This window comes from Achromobacter sp. 77 (assembly GCF_020541125.1).
Taxonomy (GTDB): domain Bacteria; phylum Pseudomonadota; class Gammaproteobacteria; order Burkholderiales; family Burkholderiaceae_B; genus Achromobacter; species Achromobacter mucicolens.
The window spans coordinates 5016376-5040079 of sequence record NZ_CP059848.1; the positions used below are offsets into that span (position 1 = coordinate 5016376).

The following is a 23704-nucleotide window of genomic DNA, read 5'->3' on the forward strand; positions in this document are numbered from 1 at the left end:
TGCGCTCAGCCCCGTGCTGCGGCGTAGCGGCGCGAGACCTCGGGCCAGTTCACCACGTTGTAGAAAGCGCCGATGTATTCCGGCCGGCGGTTCTGGTACTTCAGATAATAAGCGTGTTCCCAGACATCCAGCCCCAGGATGGGCGTGTTGCCGTCCATCAGCGGGCTGTCCTGGTTGGCGCTGCTTTCGACCACCAGCTTGCCCGCGGGCGTCACGCTCAGCCAGGCCCAACCGCTGCCAAAGCGCGTCAGGGCCGCCTTGGTGAAGGCTTCCTTGAAGGCGGGCAGTCCGCCCAGGTCGGCGTCGATGGCCGCGGCCAGCGCGCCGTCCGGCTCGCCGCCGCCCTGCGGCGACATGACGGACCAGAAAAGGCTGTGGTTGGCGTGGCCGCCGCCGTGGTTGCGCACCGCGCCGCGCACGGCTTCGGGCAATTCCTTGATGCGGGCGACCAGCGCCTCGACCGGCTCGTCCGTGTTGATGCCGGCGCCTTCCAGCGCGGCGTTCAGGCCGTTGACGTACGTCTGGTGATGCTTGGTGTAGTGGATCTCCATCGTCATCGCGTCGATATGGGGTTCCAGCGCGTCATAGGCGTACGGCAAGGGGGGAAGGGTGTAGGCCATGCGAGTCTCCGGCTGATCCGTCCCGGGCGGGACGAGCTTGATAAAGATCAAAACATAAATGATATGTATTTTTATTTGATATCACAATGCCGGATTGGCGATGCGTGCCGCAGCGGTGTCCGCAGCAGCGGAATGCGCGTCGCAGATTGGCGCTAACCGCGCCGCGAAATCAAAGCGCCTGTCCGCAGGCCACGCCGGACGCCCACGCCCATTGGAAGTTGTAGCCACCCAGCCAGCCGGTAACGTCCACGGCTTCGCCGATGAAGTACAGACCGGGAACCGACTTGGCCTGCATCGACTTCTGATCGAGGCCGCGCGTGTCCACGCCGCCGCGCATGACTTCGGCCTTCTTGTAGCCCGCCGTGCCGCTGGGCACGAGCGTCCACTGATGAATATCCTGCGCCAGTGCGCGCAGCGTCTTGTCGGGCGCGTCGGCCAGGCGCAGGGCCGCCAGGCCGGGCTTGCCGCCCTGCTCGGCCAGGTGCAACCAGCGATCGGCCAGCCGCTTGGGCCACAACCCCCCCAGCACCGTGTGCAACTGCTGGCGGTTGCCGGACTTGGAGGCCAGCAGTTCCTGCGCCAGGTCACGCCCCGACGCCAGGTCGATCACGATGGGTTCGCCCGGCTTCCAGTAGCTGGAGATCTGCAGGATCGCCGGACCGGACAGCCCCCGGTGCGTGAACAACAGGTCTTCCAGGAACTCGCCGCGCGCCTTGCCCTGCCCGGTTTGCAGGTTCACTTCCAGCGCGACGCCAGACAGTTCCGACAGCGGCTGCCACTGCACGGGGTCGAAGGTCAGCGGGACGAGCGCCGGGCGCGGCTCAACGACCTTCAGGCCGAACTGGCGGGCGATCTTCAGCCCGAAATCCGTTGCGCCCAACTGGGGAATCGCCATGCCGCCGGTCGCAATGACCAGCTTGGCGGCCCGGATGACACCCTGGCTGGTGCGCAGTTCGAAGCCGGCCTCGCCCTGCGCGATCTCGGCCACCGAGCAACCCATGCGCCATTGGACATTGCCCGCGCCGCACTCGGCGCGCAGCATGTCGATGATGTTTTCGCTGGAGTCATCGCAGAACAACTGGCCGCGATGTTTTTCGTGCCAGGCGATGCGGTGGCGCTTGATGAGCGCCAGGAAGTCCTGCGGCGTGTAGGCCGACAGCGCCGAACGGCAGAAATGCGGGTTTTCCGACAGGAAATTGGCGGGGCCGGCGCCGATGTTCGTGAAGTTGCAGCGCCCGCCGCCGGAGATGCGGATCTTCTCGGCCAGGCGCTGCGCGTGGTCGACCAGCACCACGCGCAGGCCGCGTTGACCAGCGACCGCCGCGCACATCATGCCCGCGGCGCCCGCGCCAAGCACTGCAACATCGAACATCAAGATTTCCGGCCCGCCCGTGCTTACTCTTCGATCAGGCAGTCAACGTAGTAACGCTTTTCGCCGTCCGGACCCACTTCGTCGGCCAGGCCGTGGATGTAGGTTTCGAAACCGGGGAAGCGTTCGTTGAACTCGCGCGCGAACTGCAGGTACTGCACGATGGTGCGGTTGAAGCGTTCGCCCGGGATCAGCAGCGGAATGCCCGGGGGGTACGGCGTCAGCAGCACGCCCGTCACGCGGCCTTCCAGCTTGTCGATGTCGACGCGCTCGACCTCGCGGTGCGCCATGCGGGCAAACGCGTCCGACGGCTTGAGCGCAGGCACCATGTCGCTCAGGTACATCTCGGTCGTCAGGCGGGCCACGTCGCGCTCGCGGTAGGCTTCGTGGATCTGCTGGCAGAGGTCACGCAGGCCCATGCGCTCATAGCGGCGATGGTCACGGCAGAACTCCGGCAGGATGCGCCACAGCGGCTGGTTGCGGTCGTAGTCGTCCTTGAACTGCTGCAACGCGGTCAACAGCGTGTTCCAGCGGCCCTTGGTGATGCCGATGGTGAACAGGATGAAGAACGAATACAGGCCGGTCTTTTCAACCACCACGCCATGCTCGGTCAGGTACTTGGAGACCAGCGCCGCGGGAATGCCGGTTTCACCGAAGCTGCCCGACATGTCCAGCCCCGGCGTGATGACCGTGGCCTTGATCGGGTCCAGCATGTTGAAGCCTTCGGCCATTTCGCCGAAGCCGTGCCAGTGATCGTTGGCTTCCAGGATCCATTCGTCGCGGTTGCCGATGCCTTCGGACACCAGGCGGTTCGGGCCCCAGACCTTGAACCACCAGTCGTTCTTGCCGAACTCGGATTCCACCTTGCGCATGGCGCGGCGGAAGTCCAGGGCTTCGCGGATGCTTTCCTCGACCAGCGCGGTGCCGCCCGGCGGCTCCATCATGGCGGCGGCCACGTCGCAGGACGCGATGATCGCGTACTGGGGTGAGGTGGACGTGTGCATCAGGTACGCCTCGTTGAAGACGTTGCGGTCCAGCTTGCGGGTCTCGGACTCCTGCACGATGATCTGCGAGGCCTGCGAAATGCCGGCCAGCAGCTTGTGCGTGGAGTGCGTGGCAAACACCATGGCGTCCTGGCTGCGCGGGCGATCCTGGCCGATGGCGTGCATGTCCTGGTAGAACTCGTGGAACGACGCGTGCGGCAGCCAGGCTTCGTCAAAGTGCAGCGTGTCGACGTAGCTGCCGAGCTGCTGCTTGATCATTTCGACGTTGTAGATGACGCCGTCGTACGTGCTCTGCGTCAGCGTCAGGATGCGCGGGTTCTTGTTGACCGCTTCGCGCGCGAAGGGGTTGGCTTCGATCTTCTTGCGGATGTTGTCCGGGTGGAACTCTTCCAGCGGGATCGGGCCGATGATGCCCAGGTGGTTGCGCGTGGGGCGCAGGAACACGGGGATCGCGCCCGTCATCGTGATGGCGTGCAGGATCGACTTGTGACAGTTGCGGTCCACCACCACGACGTCGCCGGCAGCAACGTTGGCGTGCCACACGACCTTGTTCGAGGTCGACGTACCGTTGGTCACGAAGAAACAGTGGTCCGCGTGGAAGATGCGCGCGGCATTCAGTTCGGACTCGGCCACCGGGCCGGTGTGGTCCAGCAGCTGGCCCAGTTCGTCCACGGCGTTGCAGACGTCGGCGCGCAGCATGTTTTCGCCAAAGAACTGGTGGAACATCCGGCCGACCGGGCTCTTCAGGAACGCCACCCCGCCCGAGTGCCCCGGGCAGTGCCACGAATAGGAACCGTCCTGCGCGTACTTCACCAGCTCGCGGAAGAACGGCGGCGGCAGGCTGTCGACGTAGCTTCGGGCCTCGCGGATGATGTGGCGCGCCACGAACTCGGGCGTGTCCTCGAACATGTGGATGAAGCCGTGCAGCTCGCGCAGGATGTCGTTCGGAATGTGTTCCGACGTGCGGGTTTCGCCGTACAGGTAGATGGGAATGTCCGCGTTGCGAAAGCGCAGTTCGCCGATGAAGGCGCGCAGGTTCTTGATCGCGCTGGCCACGTCCTCGGGCGAGTCCACGTCGAACTCTTCATCGTCGATCGACAGGATGAAGGCGCTGGCGCGGCTTTGCTGCTGCGCGAACGAACTCAGGTCGCCGTAACTGGTCACCCCGATCACCTCGACGCCCTCGGCCTCGATTGCTGCGGACAAGGCACGGATACCCAAACCGGACGCGTTCTCGGAACGGTAGTCCTCGTCGATGATGAAGATGGGGAAGCGGAATTTCATGCAGGCGCTCCTGGGGGCATGGCGAATCGGACGCGTATCGCGGCGCGAATGTACTGCGAGTAAAAAACCGTCCGAAGTCAGACGGCGCGAGCACCCGCCGGCGGCGGGAATTGCGGAATTGTAGGGCTGTTTTTCTTACAGCCCTAAGGGAAATCCCCAGAAGCGCCGGATCGGCCTATCGGATGGTCCGGGCTTCGCCCATTTGCAGGGCTGTCATGAACATTTCAAAGTAGGCGGGGATAGCCTCGGCGGCCCCGTAGCGGATGCGCCGTTCGACCTTGGCGATGGCGCCAAAGCAGACTTCCGAGCCCGGTTCTCCGCAGACGAGAACCACCGGATCTTCGTCGTCGCAGACCTCGTACAGTCCGCCGTGCGCACGGCGGCCGACTTCGTAGAGATAGGCGGCGGCGCCGACGGTTTGCATGGGGGTCAGAGGCAGCGTGCCCAGATGGGCGGCCTCCAGCGCGTCGTCCAGCGCATGGACGCTGGACGGGGAGTAGTCCAGCACGGCGCCGGTGGAACCGGCTGCCTCTACAAAGTCCTGCGCGGCACCCGCGACACGTGCCACGAACTCTTCCTGCACCTCATGGCGCGTCGCATCCTGGTTTGTCTTGAGGAAACCGAACATCAGTGGCTCCTTGTTCAAAACCGCAAGCGGCGATGGGGCCATTATAGGCAAGCCCGTCCTCCTATACTGCCCAAACGTTCCCTATTCCCAACACTTTGATTCCGCCATGAACGCCCCTGCCGTCCGCCGCCTGACCGCCCCCGATGCCGCCGCCCTGCGGCAATTGCGTCTGAACGCGCTGGTCGAAACGCCCGAGTCCTTCGGATCGAGTTACGAAGAGGAACACACGCTGACATTGGCGGACATCCGCGCGTGGATCTCGCCGGCCGACGACGGCGCCATGTATGGCGTGTTCCTGGGGGACACGCTGGCCGGCATCGTGGGCGTCAGCCGCCAGCGCAAGCTGAAGCTGCGCCACAAGGCGCACATCTGGAGCATGTACGTGGCGCCCGCTCATCGCGGACAAGGGCTCGGCCGCCTGCTCATGCGCGCGGCGATCGACCACGCGGCAACCATGCGCGGCATCCGGCAGGTGCAGCTGAGCGTGACCGCCAACAACACCGCGGCGTCCGGGCTGTACGCCAGCCTGGGGTTCACGGTGTACGGCCACGAACCCGAAGCGCTTTGCGTGAACGGACAGCTCTACGATGAAACGCTGATGGCGATGCCGTTGTCGGACGGCTGACCCGGCGGGTCAGCCCGCGCCTGCCCGGCGCCGCGCGCCGAACGCGCATACCTGATTGCGCCCGCCGTCCTTGGCCTTGTAGAGCGCCTGGTCGGCCGCCTTGATGACGGCGTCGGGCGCGCGCAGGGCATCGCTGCGCTCGGCCACGCCGATGCTGACCGTGACGCGCAGGGGCCGGGCGCCGCGCCCTCCCCGTCCGCCACGCCGGCGCTGGCCGATCTGGTCCGCCTTGGGACGGGCCGGCTTGTCGCGCAGGCGCATCTGGTAGGCCTCGATGGCGCGCCGGACCGTTTCCAGATGCGGCATGGCTTCGGCCGCGGTCTTGCCGGGAAACACCAGCGTGAATTCCTCTCCGCCGTAACGATAGGCTTGGCCGCCGCCCGGCACGCGCCGCAGCTGCGAAGCCACCATGCGCAGCACCTGGTCGCCCACGTCGTGGCCGTGCGTGTCGTTGAACGCCTTGAAATGGTCGACGTCGGCCATCGCCAGCGTGTAGACGCGGCCCATGCGCTGCAGCCGTTCGTTCAGCGCGCGTCGGCCCGGCAGGCCGGTGAGCTCGTCGCGAAACGCCATGTGAAAGCCTTCATGCGCCAGCGAGATGCACAGGGACGTCAGCGCCGCGGCGGACATGAGAGCCAGTTCGAGCGGCTGGGCCGCCCCGCGGGGCAGCGCCCACGCCATGCAGACAAAGCCCAGCCACTGCCCCGCCTGCTGCGGACGTCCATAGCGCAAAAGCAACAGCGTCAACGTCAGGCCGGTGGCCAGCAGCGCAATCAGCGCCTCGGCCGGCACGCCCATGCGCGCCAGCGTGCCCTGCAGCGCAATGGTGCTGAACAGCTCGTCCACGCCGTCCTTGCCGGCCAGCGCGATGATCGCCGCGCCCGCGGCCATCAGGCCGACGCGCAGCGCCACGTCGATCAGCATGCTGGACCGTTCGGACCACATGGCGTTGATGGTGTAGACGAGCGACCACCAGGCCAGCACAGGCCCCATCGCCCACGGCGCGTCCCGAACCAGCGTGGGCCATGCCGCCGTGACGGCCAGCACGCACAGCATCAGCGCCATCGTTTGAGAGCGCTGATACATCAGGCAGATCGCCGAGCCGATCAGCGCCATCACCCACGGCACGAACGGCACGATCAGGCTCAACGCCGGCGGCCATTCCCGCCAGAACAGCAGTCCGATCGCGGCGGCCACCGGCAACGCGGGATAGAACAACAGGGGCAGCCAGGGGATGTGGGGGTAACGCACGGATTGGGCCTTGCTAACGCTTGCAGAAATGACGTCGCCAAATCGGCAAACACATGTAATCTTTTTACGGACGCGGCGGGAGGTTCTTTAGCGCAGGCCGCGTAACGACGCGGCGCTCCACCATCACAAGGCCTCCATGAGAATCCTGGTCAATATCGATGTTCCTGATCTCGAACACGCCATCGGCTTTTATCAGGCCGCCTTCGGTTTGACGCTGAACCGCCGGCTGGGTGCAACGGGCGCCGAACTGCTGGGTGCCGACGCCCCCATCTACCTGCTCGAGAAAGCCGCAGGCACACCGGCGGCCGGCGCAGTGCGCCAGCCGCGCGACTATGCTCGGCACTGGACGCCCGTGCATCTGGACGTGGTGGTGGACGACGTGGACAGCGCGGTCGCCCGCGCGGTGGCTGCCGGCGCGCGCCTGGAGGATCCGCCCGCCACGCACGCCTGGGGCCGCATCGCGCATCTGGCGGACCCTTACGGCCACGGCATCTGCATCCTGCAATTCCTGGGGCGCGGCTACGGCGAACTGGCCAGCGAAGCGCGGGCCGGCGCCGCGCCGCTGCGCTTTACGCCCGCAACGCAGGCGGATTTCGAGGCGCTGCTGGCCTTGCGGATCGACGCCATGCGCGACAGCCTGGAGCGGCTGGGCCGCTTCGATCCGGACCGTGCCCGTGAGCGGCTGCGCGGCACCTTCCGCCCCGAGTGCACCTGGCACATCGAGGCAGACGGCGATCGCATCGGGTTTTATTGCCTGCGCCCGGACGGCGAAGGGTTGCGGCTGGATCATCTGTACGTGCATCCCTGTGCGCAAGGACGAGGCGTGGGCGGCCAGGTGCTGCGCCGGATCTTGCGGGACGCCGACCGCAACCGCCAGGCAGTGACCCTGAGCGCGTTGCGGGGCAGCGATTCAAACCGCTTCTATCGCCGGCACGGCTTCGTGCAGACCGGCGAAGGAGAATGGGACATCGAATACCTGCGGCCGCCGGCCGCAGGCTGAGGGATCAGGTGCGCGGCAGCGTGACGCCGCGCTGGCCCTGATACTTGCCGCCACGATCGCGGTACGAAGTCTCGCAGACCTCGTCGCTTTCCAGGAACAGCATCTGCGCGCAGCCTTCGCCGGCGTAGATCTTGGCGGGCAGCGGCGTCGTGTTGGAGAACTCGAGCGTGACGTGGCCTTCCCATTCGGGTTCCAGCGGCGTCACGTTGACGATGATGCCGCAGCGCGCGTAGGTGCTCTTGCCCAGGCAGACCGTCAGGACGCTGCGCGGAATGCGGAAGTATTCCACCGTGCGCGCCAGCGCGAACGAGTTGGGCGGAATGATGCAGACGTCGCCCTTGAAATCCACAAACGAGCCTTCGTCGAAATTCTTGGGATCGACGATCGTGGAATTGATGTTGGTGAAGATCTTGAATTCGTCGGCGCAGCGCACGTCGTAGCCGTAGCTGCTGGTGCCGTAGCTGACGATACGCCCGCCATTGGCCGTACGGACCTGACCCGGTTCGAAGGGTTCGATCATGCCGGCTTCGGCCTGGCGGCGGATCCAGCGGTCGCTTTTGATGCTCATGGTGGGTGTGGTGCTAGGGATTTGAATGGGCGTCATTTTATCCCGACCGCGCCGGCCGCCTTGATTTGAGGCGGGACAGGCTTGTCCCGCCTCAAGCTTGGGCGTCTGCTCAATTGCCGAACAGGGTGCGATAGACCAGCGAAATCCCGTTGACCGAGCCGCCCTTCAAATCCAGGGACAGACCACGCGCCAGCCGGTAACTTGCCCGGCCCACGGTGTCGCTGCCCGAGAGCGCCTGCTCGACGCTCAGCGTGATGCCATTGGCGAAGTTCTTGCTGGCCACCAGGAATTGCGTGGACAGATCGCTGCCGATATCGCGGTTCACGTTGCCGGCCACCGTGCGGTCGGGCAGGATGCTGCCCGAGCTGCCCATGTTGCCGGTGCGCACGGCCACGTCGTCCAGGCCGAACTGCTTGTAGAACGGCTGCCCGCCGCCCAGCAACGCCGTGCCGATCGACACGAGCAGGGCCGCGTCGCCGCCGCTTTCGTCCGGCCCCCGCCCCAGTAGCAGCCACGACAGCTTTTCGACGTCGCTGACTTCGGGATAGGACACCAGGTCGATGCGCGGCCGCTGGGCCGTGCCCACCACCCGCACGCCGGCCTCGACCAGTTCGCCCGTGCGCAGGGCCTCGATGTCCAGGATGGGATTGTCCAGCCGGCCCTGGAAGGTCAGCGTGCCGCGGCTCAGGCGTAGCCGCTGGCCATAGGCCTCGATGCCGCCGCCGCGCGTGCGCAACTGGCCCCAGCCCGTCAGCCGGCCGTCATTCAGGCGGATCTGGATGGAGCCGAGCAGACCGGCGTCCAGCCCCATGCCGGTGATGTAGAAGCGCGGCCCCATGTCGAACTTCAGGTCCATGCTGGTCTGCAGGGGCGTGGACACCTTGCCGGGTTCGTCGCCCGCGCGGATCACGCGCACGTCATCGTCCAGCGTTGGCACGCCCTGCAGGATTTCCAGGCTGAACCAGCCGGCATCGGCGCTCAGGTCGCCCACGATTTCCAGGCGCGGCATGGCCGCCCGCACGTCGACCGTGCCGGACACCATGGCGTAGCGGTCCGAGCGCTGCAATGCCGGGAAGCGGAACAGCGTCAGCCGGATGGTGCCGCCGCCGTCCATGATGTTCCAGTCGCCCTTGGCTTCCGCGTATCCGCCCTTCGCGCCCGGGTTCGTGGTGATCCATTCCTTGGTGCGCCATTCGGCCGGCATGACGCGCAGCGACGCCGGAAAGCGCAGGTTGTCCAGGATCAGCCGCTGGCCGTCCAGACGCGCGGACAGCGTGCCGTCGATCAGCCGCACGCCGTCGTCGATGCGGACCAGCCGCAGCTTGTCGCCCCGGATGGTGCCCGTCGCGCCCCATTGGCCCGCCAGCGTGCCCTGCACGTCGATGTTGGCCTTGAGCGTGCCGCCGACCTCCATGGCGTCGCCCACGAAGAGGCCCACCCAGGCGAGGTCAGCGATATCCGCGTTCAGCCGCGCCCGCAGCGGCTGGCGCGTATCCAGCGCCATGCCGCCTTGGGCGTCCACCAGCAATACCGCCGTGCCGGTGCCGTTGATCGAGCCCATCTTGTCCGTCGACAGATCCAGGCGGGCATCCAGCCGGCTGGCGTTGGCCGACGTGGGCGTGGCGGTCACGTCGACGACCAGCGTCTTCACTCCCAAGGGGATGGGCGGGTCGCCCGGAATCAGCAGATCGCCCGTACGGCGCGCGATCCGGGCGCGGCCCGCCAGGCGCCCGTCAAATTTCAGATCCCACAGCAGGTCGAGCGCAATGCGGCGCTGGCCGTCGGGCACCATCGCGTTCACGCGGCCGGCATTGCGGCCCAGCTTGGCCGCGGCTTCCGGGTCGAATGCGCCGATCACCTGGCGCGCCACGGTCGCGGTGATGACCAGATTGTCGGACTGCCCGGCGGTTTCCCAGCGCTTGCCGCCGCCGCGCGAACCCTGATGCGCCACGGTGAGGCGCTCCTTGCCCGGCAGGACGAGGCTCAGCGCGGTCTGGCCCACCTGCCATTGCCACTGCGGCGCCACCGCCGCAGGCAGGAAGGACAACGTGACCGGCCGGTCCACCGAGACGGCGAACCCGGCGGTATCCGCGCCCAGCCGCGAGAACGTGCCGCGCCAGCCCACCAGCGCCGCATCCGGCTGGCCCGCAGGTCCCCTGCCCCAGCCGCCGTTGAAGGTCAGGTTGGCCTGCGCGCGCGATTGCCCGATGATGCCGGGCCGGGGCCGGGGCGGCGTGTAGCTGGCGGTGATCTCGCCGCGGTGCGCGGCCACCGTGCCGTCGATGCGGGCGCGCACCTCCGCGCCGCCCGGCACATCCGGCCAGAAGGCGTCCAGCTGCGGGGCCTGGGCGTCCAGCGTGATCGCGCCGTTTGCCGCGCCCAATTCGCCCGTCGCGCGCACGCGGTTGCGGCCCAGCCGCAAATCCACGTCCAGGTCGTGGATCCGCAGGCCGGCCAGCGGGTCTACCGACGGATCCGTCGCGGCGCCGCGGGCAGGCGCCGGCGGGGCGTCTGTCGCCGCGGCATTGGTCGCAGCAGGGGCCGCCGCGTTATCGGCCGCCGCAGGAGCGGCTGCCGCAGCGCCGGCTGCGGAAGCACCGGCTGGCGCAGCACCGGCTGCCGCAGCGACGTCCACCTGCGCCTTCAGATTCCCGCTCAGCGCTTGCCGGTTCCAGCGGCTGCCTTCTTCAAACCGCAGATTGACGGCGGCATGGCGCAGCTCGCTCAGGTTCTCGATATCGGCCTGTACATCGGCGCGTACGGTAAGCAGCGCCGGCGGTATGGCAGGGCCCGTCCAGGGCGCAAGATCGAGCCGCTGCGCGTCCAGCGAGCCGACGATCCGGTTGCGCCCCGGCGCGTCGCCCGCCTGCAGGTCGAACTGCGCGGCCAGCGTGGACTTGTCCGGCAGTTGCGCGCGCGCCCGGGCGCTGCGCAGCACCAGCGCCGTGCGCGGCGCCAGATCGGCCACCACATCCAGCACCAAATTCGAACCCGTGCCGTCCACCTTCGCCTGAATGCCGTCGAGCGATCCAGCGGCGTCGGCGCGCAGCACGACAAGGCACGTGGGCGCGGGCGGGCCCATCGCCGGCGCCGCGGGCTCGGTTTTGTCCTTGTTGCTCTTGTCGCCTTGCGCAGCGTCGGCAGGGGCCTTGGCCGCCGCTGCCGGCTTGACGGCAGTTGCGCCCTTCGCGCCCTTGCCCCCCGCCTCCGCCGCACGCGCGCCTGCGCGCTTCGCGCCGTTCTGGGCCTTGGGCGCTTCCACCTTTTTCACCGGTTCGCTGGCCTTGGCGCCGGGCTGCGCCTGCCCGGCCACCGGCCCGAACACGCCGCTCAACCGGTCGGCCTGGCACAAGGGGGAATCGGGGCCCGCGCCGCGCGCCGTCACGTCCAGGCGCGCCGCGAACGGCCACGGGTCGGCCAGGTCCTGCAATTGCGCCTGGCCCGTCACGTCGGCCTCGCCCACTTCGTGTCCGACCCGCAAGCTGGCGATACGCAACTGCGCGCCTTGCTGGCCCGCGGCGAACGTGGCGTTCAGGTCGTTCAAGGTGACGGGCAGCGGCTGGCCATCCTGAGTGAACTGGAAATCGCCCAACGCCAGCCGGTCCACGGCGATGGTCACCGGCAGCTTGGGCAGGGTGAAGGGTTCGCCGTTGTCTTCGGCAGGCGGCGCCTCGGACGAGGACACCATGTCCACGCGCACCGAACTGGCCGACAGATTGCGCACGTGCAGCAGCCGGTCGCCCAGGGCGCGCCAATGCACGGCCAGGTCCAGATCATGGATATCGACGTGCGTGCCGCCGGCCGTCAGCGTCAGCTGGCCCACGGTCACTCCGCGCAGGAGCGAGCCATTTACGTCCAGCGCCTGGCCGTCCAGCTGCTGCGCGGCCGTCGTCAGCAAGAGGCGCGTGCCGTTCTGCGAGGCCACGAGCCAGAAGATGAATCCGGCCGCCAATGCGGCCAGCATGGCAAGCCCGGGCAGCCACCACACCAGCACATGGCGCAGGAATTTACGCACGAACTTCAAAACGCGATCCCCAACGAGAAATGCAGGCGCAGGTCGCGTTCGCGCTGGCCGTAGGCCACGTCCAGGAACAACGGGCCGGCCGGCGTGCGCACGCGCGCGCCGACGCCGTAGCCCACGGACATCTTCATGTCGCCGAACGATTCGGCGGCATCGCCCGCATCCACGAACACGCCCATGCCCCAGCGCTCGTCAAAATAGTGGTCGTATTCAATGCTGCCCACCAGCAGCGTGGGCGCGCCCACCACGGCGTTGTCGCGGTGCACGCCAATGCTCTGATAACGGTAGCCGCGGATGGTGCGCGCCCCGCCCGTCCGGAAGCCAAAGTCGTCCGGGACCTGCACGTCGCCGTTGGACCACACGCGGCCGACTTCGCCGCGGATCGTCAGCACGTCCAGCTTGCCGATCGGCCACCACTTCTGGCCGCGCAGCCGCAGGCGCGTGTAGGGCTCGCCCGTATCCAGCGTAATACCCACGCCGCCACCCACGGCGATCAGGTTGCCTTCGCGCGGATCGTATTTGTTGTCCACGTCGCGCCGCAGCCATTCGGCCGTGGTGGTCACGGTGGGCAGCGTGTAGCTGTCGCCGCCGTCGATCTTGACGTGGTCCTGCGCCAGCAGCACGCCGTAGCGCGTTTCGTATTCGACCCGGCTGTCGCCCGCGCCCTTGCGCTCCTGCGTTCGCGTGGCGCCCAGCGCGTAGCGGGTCACCTCCAGCCCCTGGATGTCGGAGCGGTCCGCCAGGATCCCGAACGAATCGCGGTAGCCGCGCTCGGACGGCGGCAGCAGGATATCCATGAAGGCGCGCTGGCGCAGCCGGTCCACGCCAAAACCGGTTTCCATCGTGACCGGCTGGCCGAACACGACGTTCTGACGATACAGGGACTCCACCCGCACGCCGGCCTCGTCGTCCACGCCGATCGACGCGGAAAAGCGCTTGGGCGGCGCCTCGACCACGCGCACCTGCACGGGCAGCGTGATTTCGCCGTCCGAATCGAACTGCGCGGGCGGCGGGGGCAGGCCGCCCGACACCGTGGGATCGCCCGCCGGCGCGGCTGCGGCGGCGTCTTCGGCGCCCGGCCCACGGGCACGGTCAGAGATCGGGTCCGTGGGCTGATCGGTCTGGCTGGGCGGCTCCTGCAGCGAAACGAACGCGCCGCGGAAGAAGGCGGTCGATTGCAGGTCCTGCTGCCACTGATCGAGCCGGTTCTGGTCGAACGCGGCCCCCACGTTGTAGCGGACGTAGCGATCGATCAGCGTTTCAGGCACCCGCTTCAAGCCCTGCGTGTTGAGTTCGCCCATGCGCACCTGCGGGCCGCTGTCGATGGTGACGTGCAGATGCGCGACCGCGTTGTCGGCGTCGATGTCGGCGCGCGAGGACGTCATTCGCGCCAGCAGGAAATCGCGCGTGGAAATCTCGTCCAGCAGCGTGGCCTTGGCGCGGTTCCAGTCGCTATTGATGAAGGGCTGCCCTTTGCGCAAGCTCCAGTCGTCGCGCAGCCGCTGCACGCGCTGCGCGTATTCGGGACGCGTGATGCGGCCCGTGAACGCCAGGTTCACGGATTCGACGGTCGTGCGCTTGCCGGGCACGATGGCGATGTCCCAGGTTTCGCCGCCGATATCGGTGCCGGCCTCGAGCGTGACCTTGGGCGAAAAATAGCCCTGGGTGGCCAGCGCCGCCAGCGTCGCATCGCGCGCGCGCCGGCGCAGGCGGTTGATTTCACCGCCGTCCTGGTCTTCGGCCAGCCGCGCAATCGCATCGACCGCCTGGGTGATCGCCTGCAGCGCGGCCGGGGGCACACCCCCCGGGTCCACAATGACTTCGGGGCGCTTGGCCAACGCCTCGCCCGCCAGCATGCACAGTCCTGCCAAAAAGGCGCGGGCAGCCCACCGCATGCTTCAGGTCGGTTGTTGGACGACGATGGAAGGAAACTTTCCGGCCATGTCGCGCGGAAGCGCCGCAACGCCCGCGGCCAGCTTTCGAGCGATCGCGCGGTACAGCGACGCGGCCTCGCTGCCGGCGTCGGACACCACCGTCGGCGTGCCGGCGTCGGTCTGCTCGCGAATCGCAAGCGTCAGCGGCAGGCTGCCCAGCCACGGCGTCTGATATTGCTCAGCCATGCGCTGGCCCCCGCCTTCACCGAAGATGTGCTCGGCGTGGCCGCACTGCGAGCAGATATGAATGGCCATGTTCTCGACCACGCCCAGAATCGGCACTTCGACCTTCTGGAACATCTTCAGGCCCTTGCGCGCGTCCAGCAGCGCCACGTCCTGCGGCGTGGTGACGATGACCGCGCCCACGACCGGCACCTTCTGCGCCAGCGTCAGGGCCACGTCGCCCGTGCCGGGCGGCATGTCGACGATCAGGTAATCCAGATCGCGCCAGTTGGTCTGGCGCAGCAGTTGCTCCAGCGCTTGCGTGACCATCGGACCGCGCCAGATGGCGGGGGAATCGGCGTCGATCAGGAAACCGATGGAGTTGGCCTGCAGGCCGTGACCGGTCAGGGGCTCCATGCTCTTGTTGTCCAGGCTTTCGGGACGCCCGGAGATGCCCAGCATCGTCGGCACGCTGGGGCCGTAGATATCGGCGTCCAGCAGGCCGACCTTTGCGCCCTCGGCCGCCAGGGCCAGCGCCAGGTTCACGGCGGTGGTGCTCTTGCCCACGCCGCCCTTGCCGGATGCGACCGCAATAATGTTGCGCACGTTGGGCAGCGGCTTCAGGCCCTTCTGCACCGCGTGGGCGGCTACCTTCCAGGTGACGGTGACCTGCGCATCGGGCGCGCCGGCTTGCGCCAGCGCGCGCACGGCGATGTCGCGGACCTGTTCGCGGACGGCGTCGGCGGGATATCCCAGCTCCAGCGTCAACGCGACACGGCCGCCAGCCAGTTGAATGTCACGATCTTTTACAGAAACGCCCAGATCCAAACCGGTATTCGGGTCTTGCGCGGCGCGCAGTGCGGCGCGGATGTTTTCTATCGTTATACTCATGTCACTATGGTTCCGTAGGCAGCGCGGCGTCTGCGGGCCGCCATCCCCTAAAGGATAGCGGATACACGGGAACCTTTCGCTGCGTTTTGCATCCGACATTCATGACCAACACACTTATCCGCTTCTTTCGTGCCGTCCTATTCGCCGCCCTGGCCTTGATCGGCATGGCGATGGCGCTGGTGTTCATGCTTTCCACGGCATTCGCCGTGGCGATCCTTTATGTGGTCGCCAAGGTGCGCGGCAAGCCCTTCGGCGTTCGCGCCTATTGGAGCCAGCGCCAAGGCGCCCGCCCTGGACCCTTCCAGTCCGCCACCGCTCCGTTTGCCACGCAACCGCGTGGCGACGTGATCGACGTCGAGGCCCGCGAAATCCGCTGACGGCGGTTTTCCACTGGCTTGCGCGTCATTGCGCGCAAGCTGGCCGTTTCGTGTTGCGCAAGGTCGCACCAGACGCCACGGCCACTCTTCCCTCAACCCGCCTGATTCGCATTGATGCGATGGGCGGGTTGTGTGCTTTCCGGGCCCCGCCGCGGGCAGGCCTGCGCGCTTGCCCTAAAATGGCCGCCAAATCCCTTTTCCCCTCAACCTCAGTCGACAACCATGTCTCGCACCCTCTTTGTCACCACTGCGCTGCCCTACGCCAACGGATCCTTCCACATCGGCCACATCATGGAGTACATCCAGGCCGATATCTGGGTTCGTTCGATGCGAATGGCGGGCCACACGGTGCATTTTGTGGGCGCGGACGATGCGCACGGCGCGCCGATCATGCTGAAGGCCGAAAAGGAAGGCATCACGCCGCAGGCGCTGGTTGCGCGCTACGCGGCCGAGCGCCCCCAATATCTGAACGGCTTTCACATCCGGTTTGACCACTGGCACTCGACCGACTCGGCGGAAAACGTCGCGCTGTCGCAGGACATCTACCGCGCCCTGAAAGCCCAGGACCTGATCGAAACGCGCTCCGTCGAGCAGTTCTACGATCCGGTCAAGGGCATGTTCCTGGCCGACCGCTACATCAAGGGCGAATGCCCCAAGTGCCACGCCAAGGACCAGTACGGCGACTCCTGCGAGGTCTGCGGCGCGGTCTACGCGCCCACCGAACTGATCAACCCGTACTCGGCCCTGACGGGCGCCACGCCCGTCCTGAAGTCGTCCGACCATTTCTTCTTCAAGCTGTCCGATCCGCGCTGCGTCGAATTCCTGCAGCAGTGGACCACGGGCGCGAACCGGCACGGCGGCAAGCATCTGCAGCCCGAAATGCTGGCGAAGACGCGCGAGTGGCTGGGTGGCGAAGACGGCGAGGCCAAGCTGGGCGACTGGGATATTTCCCGCGATGCGCCCTACTTCGGCATCGAAATCCCCGACGCGCCGGGCAAGTATTTCTACGTCTGGCTGGACGCGCCGGTGGGCTACCTGGCATCGCTCAAGTCGTATTGCGCGGTCAAGGGCATGGACTTCGACGCCCTGCTCGACCCCAACGGCGACACCGAACAGGTTCACTTCATCGGCAAGGACATCGTGTACTTCCACGCGCTGTTCTGGCCCGCCATGCTGAAGTTCGCCGGCCGCAAGACGCCGGACGCCGTCAACGTGCACGGCTTCATCACTGTCAGCGGCGAAAAGATGTCCAAGAGCCGCGGCACCGGTATTTCGCCGCTGCGCTACCTGGAACTCGGCATGAATGCCGAATGGATGCGCTACTACATCGCCGCCAAGCTGAACGCGCGCGTCGAAGACGTGGACTTCAATCCCGAGGACTTCATCGCGCGGGTGAACAGCGACCTGGTCGGCAAGTACGTCAACATCGCCAGCCGCGCCGCCAGCTTCATCACCAAGCACTTTGACGGCGTGCTGGGTTATTCGGGCGACACGGCCGCGCTGTCCGCCGAATACGCCGAGCAGGCCGAGTCGATCCGCGCCGCGTTCGAGGCTCGCGAATACAACCGCGCCATCCGCGAGATCATGGCCTACGCCGACCGCATCAACCAGGCGTTCGACACGGCGCAGCCGTGGGTGCTGGCCAAGGGTCTGGCCACGGCCGAAGACGCGCAGAAGGCCGCGCTGCAGGACATCTGCTCGCGCTCGCTGGCCGGCTTCAAGGCCCTGTCGGTGATGCTGGCCCCCGTGCTGCCCCAGCTCGCCGAACGCGTTGCGCTGGAATTGTTTGGCGCGCAGGCGCCGTTCACGTGGGCCGATGCCGCGGTGCTGCCGCAGCGCGTCGCGCCGTTCAAGCATCTGATGCAGCGTGTCGAGCCGCAGATGCTGGAAGACCTGTTCGAGCCGCCCGCCGCGCCCGTCGTGGTGCCCGGCGGCGAGCCGGTGGCCGAGACTATCTCCATCGACGACTTCGCGCGCGTCGACCTGCGCATCGCGCAGATCGTCAATTGCGAACACGTCGAAGGCTCGACCAAGCTGTTGCGCCTGACGCTGGACGTGGGCGAAGGCCGCCACCGCAACGTGTTCTCGGGCATCAAGTCGGCCTACAAGCCCGAAGACCTGATTGGCAAGCTGACCGTCATGGTCGCCAACCTGGCCCCGCGCAAGATGAAGTTCGGCGTGTCCGAAGGCATGGTGCTGGCTGCCAGCCATGCGGATGAAGCCGTGGACGCCGGCATCTACGTGCTGGAACCGTTCCCCGGCGCGAAGCCCGGCATGCGCGTGCGCTAAGCGGTGCCCCCCATGCAAAGAGCCCGCAAATGCGGGCTCTTTTTCCTTGCAGCGCCGGATCGGATCAGGCGTTGCTGGGCGCCAGCGCCGGATCCAGCGAGATGCGCTCGTCGAAAACGAAGCACTTGCCTTCGTAGCCGGGTCCGCCCGTTTCCTCGAAATACTTGAGAATGCCGCCGTCGAGCTGGTAGACGTTTTCGATACCGGCCTCGTTCATGAAGATGGCGGCCTTTTCGCAGCGGATGCCGCCCGTGCAGAAACTGACGACGGTCTTGCCCTCGAGCTGGGCGCGGTTCGCCTGCACCGCCGCAGGAAACTGCGTGAATCGGTCGATGCGCCAGTCGATGGCGTTCTTGAACGTGCCCTCGTCTACCTCGAAGGCGTTGCGCGTGTCCAGCATGACCACGGGACGGCCCTCGTCGTCCACGCCGGCCTCCAGCCAGCGCGCCAGCGTGTGGGCGTCGACACCGGGCGCGCGGCCCGCCGCCGGACGGATGGCGGGGTGGTTCATGCGGATGATCTCGCGCTTGATCTTGACCAGCAGCTTGCGGAACGGAACGTCGGTGCTGTGGCTGAACTTGACCTCCAGGTCCGCGAAGCGCGGATCGGCACGCAGACCCCGCAAAAAGGCGTCGATGCCGTTGGCCGCCCCCGCGAGGAACAGGTTGATGCCTTCCTCGGCCAGCAGGATCGTTCCCTTGAGCCCGGCGGCGGCGGCCTCGGCGAGCAAGCGTGCGCGAAGGTCGGGCAGGTCATCCAGCGAAACGAATTTGTAAGCGGCGATATTGACGACGGCAGTCATGGCAAAGCAGTGAAGATGGGCGATGAAGACCGTAATAGTAATCGCTGGGCGGCGCACGCCTTCCCGGCCGCTGCCCGGCCGCAGCACTCAAGGGCTGACGATCTGCTGCTCCACGACAGCGTCCAGCACCCAGCGCAGCGGGGACGCCCCCATCGGCGGATTCGGATCCTCGATTTCCACCACCCGCAGGCGATACCGCACCCCGGGCTGGAAGTTGAATCCGGTGATCTCGCCATGCCAGACCTGCCAGGGTTGCGATGCGCTGTCGCGGACCTGATAGCACAGGGCGCGGCCAGCGCCGGTCTGGCAAGGCACGCGCTCGGCGTTCACGTAGACCAGTTTGGCGGCGCCCAGCTGGCCACCCGCGACGGGATCCACGCGCCGTCCGAAATCCAGCGTGTCGCCGGTGCTGAGCTTCCACGTCATGCGCTGCGGGTTATTGGTGTTGTCGAACGACGTGGCGGTGATGCGGGTGAGCGCCGCCAGATACGCGTGCTCGATCTGCATGACGTTTGGGGCGCAGACCATCCGGGTGGATACGGGATCGGCGCGCACGATCAACAGTCCGTTGGCAATGGTGTAGGGAGCGTTGTAGGTATTGCAGCCGGCAAAACCCATGAGGCGCGGCGAGCCCTGGTCATGGATGAACGCGGCCGTGATGGGGCGTTGCGATGCCGAAGGATGCGGCACGGGGCGCAGCGCGCCCCCAGGCAGCGTCCAGCGCGCCAGCTCCCAGTTCGTCTGCACCAGAACGTCGGATGCCGAGGCCGGCTGGAACCGTGGATCCTGGCCATCGGCCGCGCGCATCGGCGGCGACGAGCAGGCCACGAGACTCGCGCACAGCAGGCCGGGCGCCAGTCGGCGCAGAAAAGTTGGGTTGCGCATGCAGGTTCTCGAATCGCGCCTGGGCGTCGGGTCAGGGTGTCGGCGGATCCTGGCGGCGCTCGAACTCCAGCACGTCGCCGCCACGCAGATTGAACGTCAGGTGGCGCGGCGCGCCACCGCTATCCAGCGTGAACGTGTCGATGGCACGCAGCGCGCGCAGGTAATCGGCTTCCAGCTTCGCGCGCTCGGCGGGCACGCACGCCATGCGCGTGGAGGCAGGCGCGTCGATGACGAGCTTGTTGCGCTCGAGCTTGTACGTGCCGGTGTAACGGTTGCAGCCGGAGAATCCGTTGACCTGGTACTGCTTGCCCTGCGCGAGAAAGGTCAGGCGAATGGGTTCGCCGTTGTCGCCGTGCGGAATGTCGCGCAGCGCGCCGCCGGGCTGCGCCCAGCGGACCAGTTCCCAACTCGTCTGCGCCAGCGAATCCTTGCTGGTGGCGGCGCTGGCGGCTGCGGCGCCTTCAGGGCGCGCACCGCCGGTGCCGGCGCAACCGGCCAACGCCGCGGTAAGCAGCGCGAGGCAGAGCAATCTGCCGTGCGGGGACAGGAGGGTGGGCATGGACGGGACTCCAATGGTTCGTACCGTCGTACTGTAACCGGCCTCGCCCAGAGACGCGATTTTCTCCGTCCGACAGCGGTATCCAAAAGATGCACGATTGAGCCGGAGGTTCTAACGCTGATGATCTCCGGTTCTGCATCGAATGCCGCATGGCGGGGGGTCAGGCCGACGCGCAGAATCGATGACAGTTGATGACTCCGGCCTAAAAAGTAATACAGGGAAAGAGGAGCGGAGCCCGCGACGACCGCATGCGCAGTGTCCGGCCATCGGGCCTGAGAACAATATCCACCGGGGAGATGCGCGATGGGCTTTTTGAGAACCTTACTGGCACTGTCAGTGGTGCTGGACCATCTGGGTGGCGGCTACGCCGACCAGTTGGTCGGCGGCAGGCTTGCCGTGCAGCTCTTCTATGTCATCTCCGGCTTCCTGATCTCGTACGTGCTGACGGCCACGGACCACTACCAGGGCGCCACCGGCAAATTCTACGCAAACCGCTTCCTGCGGCTTTTCCCCATCTACCTGTCGGTGGCGGCGTTGACGCTCACGGCCCACATCGTGAGCGGCGGCTCGTTCTTCCGCATCTACGAAGCCCTGCCCTTCAGCGCCGAAGTCTTCCTGTTCCTGTCGAACCTTTTCATCTTCGGCCAGGACTGGCTGATGTTCTTCGGCATCCGCGACTCGGCCCTGGCCTTCACGGGCAGCTTCGCGAATAGCGACGTGCCGCTGTACAAGGGCCTGCTGGTGCCGCAGGCCTGGACGCTGGGCGTCGAAATGAGTTTCTACCTGGTGGCCCCGTTCATCCTGCGGTCGCCGCGCAAGCTGCTGGCGTTGCTGGCGGCATCGCTCGCCCTGCGCGCCATCCTGATCTGGACCGGGGTCGGGCGTTCCGATCCCTGGACCTACCGGTTCTTCCCCACCGAGCTGGCGCTGTTCCTGATCGGCTCGCTGTCGCACCAGGTGGTGTTGCCGCGAATGAAGGCGTGGACACAGCGCGTCAAGCGCCTGCCCGAGCTGGGCACGGGCATCCTGTTCCTCTACGTCGTGGCACATTTCTCGATCGGCATCAATCCGACCGTGCGCGATGGCCTGGCTGTCCTGCTGTTTGCGGCGCTGCTGCCGCTGGCGTTCCTGTTCCAGTCGCGCCACCGGCTGGACAAGGCAATCGGCGAGTTGAGCTATCCGCTCTACATCTGTCACATGCTGGTGATCATGGCGTTCAGCTGGCTGATGCACGACGTGCAGGAACACCAGCCAATGCTGTTTGCGGCCATGTCGATCACGGGTTGCATCGGATTCTCGGCGGTCTTGAACTACCTGATCGCGGATCCGGTGGAGCGCCTGCGCAGCCGTCTACGTGCCGATCCGGCGGGCGGCACCGCGCCCGCGGACGCCTCGCGGCGCCCGCAAGCGCCCGCGCAGCCGATAGGGACTATTCACCGCGTGCCTTGATGTAGGCGCTGAGCACCAGCTCGATCTGCCGCTTTTCCTGCTGGCTGAGGCGGGCGTAGGCCGAATACGAGATCGTCTCGAAGGGCCAGGCGGCGGGGTTGGGGGTCTCGGCGGCGGAACCGGCTGCAGTGTGTCCGTGCGGTGTGTCCACCATGGGGCCTTCGCCGGTACTTAGCCACAAGGGATTGACGCGCAGCGCGCGCGTCAGCTTGATGAGCGCATCGCTGGAAGGCTGCTGGCGCTGCCCGCTTTCGTAGTTGCCGATGGCGCTTTGCGACAGGTTGCTTGCGACCGCCAAGTCTTTTTGAGTCCATCCCTGAAGCATTCTTGCGTTGCGCAGACGATGGCTAAACGTGTCCAATCGATCAACCCGAGACATTAATTGTTTGGTTTTATTTGATTAAAGCATTTCAGCTCCGCGGCCAAATAAACGGATTAGGCCCCTATTTCCGGGCTAATCCATAAATCGCCGTGAGGCCCCCCTGGCCCCGCGTACAAGCTGCTGCGTACGCGCCCCTTCCGATGCAAGCCGCCCTTAAAAAATTCATATATTTCATCGGCTTGCAATACTTCACCAGTCGTCGCGCCGGCCCCACGAGCCGGCCGGCGACAAGCGCAGTGAGCAAAAAAGACGCATGAGTTTATGAGCGCGGCCGCTGGCGGAAGAGAAAATAATGTATCGGTAATACATAATACTTTTCTGATGCAAATTGGGGATCAAACGCCGTTTCAATGGCTGCAGGCGAATTCCTCCCCGGACGGACTGTTACTGTCCGAAACCATAGAAACGTATCTTCACAAAAAAACACGCCCGTGTTTAAATGAAACACAGGCGTGCCTCCCATGAGGACTCGCGCCCACAACGGCCGGCAACGGCATGGCATGAGCCAGGCGTCCGGCATTTTCCTGGCGCCCACGGCCTGCCCGCGCCGCCTCATTGGAAGCATCAATGAACAACACGCTGGATGTCATTTTTCTTGGCAGCGACGACGCCAGGCATGCCAGACTGGTCGAGTCCCTGTCCCATCTGGGATTCAACGTCCGCCGCTGCCCCGATCTGGTGGACGTCTACGACAGATTTTCCCGCCGGCCCAGCCCGCTGGTGGTCCTGGAAGCGCCGCTTCCCGATGTGCACAACGCCGCCGTGCGCCTGCGCGCGATCGACCGCAGCCTGGGCATCGTGGCCATCGCTCCATTCCTCGACGCCGAAAGCCGCATCCGCACGCTGTTGTGCGGGGCGGACGCGTGTCTGCCGCCGGATGTCACGGGCCTGGAACTCGCAGCCGTCCTGCAGGCGCTGGTGCGTCGCGCGGTCGGGCTGGATGGTCTGGAGACGGGCGCGGATCCGCACCCGGCCGAGGAATCGGCCCAGGAAGGCTGGCGGCTGGCGAACAAGGGGTGGACCCTCATCAGTCCCAAGGGCAGGACGCTGGGGCTGACGACGGGGGAACGCGACTTCCTGTCCAGACTGGTCAACGCGCCGGACCGCAAGGTCAGCCGCGACGCATTTCTTGCCGATGGGGCAGACGAAGCCGACAGCGGCATCACGCGCCGGCGCTTCGTGGATGTGATGATCAGCCGATTGCGGCGCAAGGCCGCGGCCAACCAGATGACGCTGCCGATCCGCGCGGTGCACGGATGGGGCTACATGTTTGCGGCCGACATCACGCTGGATCTGGAATACCGGGTCACGGCGCCGACCCCGCGCGCCGACGGGCGAGACGCCTGGCGCAGCGAAGAAGCGGACGCGAACGCGTCCGTGTAACCGAAACAGCGGACGCGCCACGCGTGGCTGCAAGGGTGGCCCGGCACGAATCGCCGGGCGAAAAAAACGCGGCGCTGCCCCCGAAGGGTAAGACGCCGCGCTAAAACAACACGTGAACCCGGAGTCATCGGCCGGCACCGATGCCTTCTACCTGGATCACGCGATTCCAACATTCGTGCCTCATACTACTCACGCACGGTCCAACCGTGGCCCGCGCCGGG

At 66.5% G+C, this 23704-nt stretch carries 19 protein-coding genes; 6 read left to right on the forward strand and 13 right to left on the reverse strand.

The window, feature by feature from the left end:
• Positions 1-5: 5 nt before the first annotated feature.
• From H4P35_RS23160 to H4P35_RS23175, 4 genes are all read right to left on the reverse strand, one after another.
• Positions 6-620, reverse strand: a complete 615-nt coding sequence (locus H4P35_RS23160; RefSeq protein ID WP_226847139.1) for a superoxide dismutase — start codon at positions 618-620, stop codon at positions 6-8.
• Between the two features lie 169 nt (positions 621-789).
• Positions 790-1992 carry an NAD(P)/FAD-dependent oxidoreductase gene (locus H4P35_RS23165; RefSeq protein ID WP_226847140.1) on the reverse strand — a complete coding sequence of 401 codons (1203 nt, stop codon included), beginning with the start codon at positions 1990-1992 and terminating at the stop codon, positions 790-792.
• Positions 1993-2015: 23 nt separating this feature from the next.
• A complete protein-coding gene (locus H4P35_RS23170; protein ID WP_063956735.1) occupies positions 2016-4277 on the reverse strand; it encodes an arginine/lysine/ornithine decarboxylase in 2262 nt (753 codons plus the stop codon).
• A gap of 175 nt (positions 4278-4452) precedes the next feature.
• A complete protein-coding gene (locus H4P35_RS23175; RefSeq protein WP_226847141.1) occupies positions 4453-4905 on the reverse strand; it encodes a hypothetical protein in 453 nt (150 codons plus the stop codon).
• 106 nt (positions 4906-5011) lie between these two features.
• Between H4P35_RS23175 and H4P35_RS23180 the strand changes: the two genes are divergently transcribed.
• Complete coding sequence (locus H4P35_RS23180) at positions 5012-5530, forward strand: GNAT family N-acetyltransferase (protein ID WP_180097769.1); 519 nt, start codon at positions 5012-5014, stop codon at positions 5528-5530.
• Between the two features lie 9 nt (positions 5531-5539).
• Here H4P35_RS23180 and H4P35_RS23185 read toward each other — a convergent pair whose 3' ends face one another.
• On the reverse strand, positions 5540-6781 hold the full coding sequence (locus tag H4P35_RS23185) for a diguanylate cyclase (RefSeq protein ID WP_142053137.1): 1242 nt from the start codon (positions 6779-6781) through the stop codon (positions 5540-5542).
• Between the two features lie 136 nt (positions 6782-6917).
• Between H4P35_RS23185 and H4P35_RS23190 the strand changes: the two genes are divergently transcribed.
• Complete coding sequence (locus H4P35_RS23190; protein ID WP_226847142.1) at positions 6918-7781, forward strand: GNAT family N-acetyltransferase; 864 nt, start codon at positions 6918-6920, stop codon at positions 7779-7781.
• A gap of 4 nt (positions 7782-7785) precedes the next feature.
• Here H4P35_RS23190 and dcd read toward each other — a convergent pair whose 3' ends face one another.
• The 4 genes from dcd to apbC form a co-directional block, all read right to left on the reverse strand.
• On the reverse strand, positions 7786-8349 hold the full coding sequence (gene dcd / locus H4P35_RS23195; protein ID WP_008166733.1) for a dCTP deaminase: 564 nt from the start codon (positions 8347-8349) through the stop codon (positions 7786-7788).
• A gap of 109 nt (positions 8350-8458) precedes the next feature.
• Positions 8459-12373: a translocation/assembly module TamB domain-containing protein gene (locus H4P35_RS23200; protein WP_370638940.1), complete on the reverse strand. Its 3915-nt coding sequence runs from the start codon at positions 12371-12373 to the stop codon at positions 8459-8461.
• Complete coding sequence (locus H4P35_RS23205; protein ID WP_056325212.1) at positions 12370-14265, reverse strand: autotransporter assembly complex family protein; 1896 nt, start codon at positions 14263-14265, stop codon at positions 12370-12372. The genes H4P35_RS23200 and H4P35_RS23205 overlap by 4 nt, the downstream gene beginning before the upstream one ends.
• Before the next feature lie 3 nt (positions 14266-14268).
• Positions 14269-15357 carry an iron-sulfur cluster carrier protein ApbC gene (gene apbC / locus H4P35_RS23210; RefSeq protein ID WP_142053129.1) on the reverse strand — a complete coding sequence of 363 codons (1089 nt, stop codon included), beginning with the start codon at positions 15355-15357 and terminating at the stop codon, positions 14269-14271.
• 101 nt (positions 15358-15458) lie between these two features.
• On the opposite strand from apbC, the gene H4P35_RS23215 reads away from it, so the two are divergent.
• Both H4P35_RS23215 and metG read left to right on the forward strand, forming a co-directional pair.
• Complete coding sequence (locus H4P35_RS23215) at positions 15459-15734, forward strand: hypothetical protein (protein ID WP_056325207.1); 276 nt, start codon at positions 15459-15461, stop codon at positions 15732-15734.
• A 222-nt stretch (positions 15735-15956) separates the two neighbouring features.
• Positions 15957-18023 carry a methionine--tRNA ligase gene (gene metG, locus H4P35_RS23220; protein ID WP_255616197.1) on the forward strand — a complete coding sequence of 689 codons (2067 nt, stop codon included), beginning with the start codon at positions 15957-15959 and terminating at the stop codon, positions 18021-18023.
• 64 nt (positions 18024-18087) lie between these two features.
• Here metG and H4P35_RS23225 read toward each other — a convergent pair whose 3' ends face one another.
• The 3 genes from H4P35_RS23225 to H4P35_RS23235 all read right to left on the reverse strand — a co-directional run bounded on the left by H4P35_RS23225 (position 18088) and on the right by H4P35_RS23235 (position 20269).
• Positions 18088-18825, reverse strand: a complete 738-nt coding sequence (locus tag H4P35_RS23225) for a sulfurtransferase (protein WP_152382623.1) — start codon at positions 18823-18825, stop codon at positions 18088-18090.
• Positions 18826-18912: 87 nt separating this feature from the next.
• Entirely contained in the window at positions 18913-19710 is a 798-nt protein-coding gene (locus H4P35_RS23230) for a DUF4377 domain-containing protein (protein ID WP_370638941.1), read from the reverse strand.
• 31 nt (positions 19711-19741) lie between these two features.
• Positions 19742-20269: an META domain-containing protein gene (locus H4P35_RS23235; RefSeq protein ID WP_142053123.1), complete on the reverse strand. Its 528-nt coding sequence runs from the start codon at positions 20267-20269 to the stop codon at positions 19742-19744.
• A gap of 303 nt (positions 20270-20572) precedes the next feature.
• On the opposite strand from H4P35_RS23235, the gene H4P35_RS23240 reads away from it, so the two are divergent.
• On the forward strand, positions 20573-21718 hold the full coding sequence (locus H4P35_RS23240; protein ID WP_152382624.1) for an acyltransferase: 1146 nt from the start codon (positions 20573-20575) through the stop codon (positions 21716-21718).
• Here the strand turns inward: H4P35_RS23240 and H4P35_RS23245 are convergent.
• Complete coding sequence (locus H4P35_RS23245) at positions 21699-22043, reverse strand: helix-turn-helix domain-containing protein (RefSeq protein WP_254595304.1); 345 nt, start codon at positions 22041-22043, stop codon at positions 21699-21701. The two genes, H4P35_RS23240 and H4P35_RS23245, sit on opposite strands and share 20 nt — an antisense overlap.
• A gap of 624 nt (positions 22044-22667) precedes the next feature.
• Between H4P35_RS23245 and H4P35_RS23250 the strand changes: the two genes are divergently transcribed.
• Positions 22668-23483: a response regulator transcription factor gene (locus H4P35_RS23250; protein WP_226847144.1), complete on the forward strand. Its 816-nt coding sequence runs from the start codon at positions 22668-22670 to the stop codon at positions 23481-23483.
• The last annotated feature ends 221 nt before the right edge of the window (positions 23484-23704 follow it).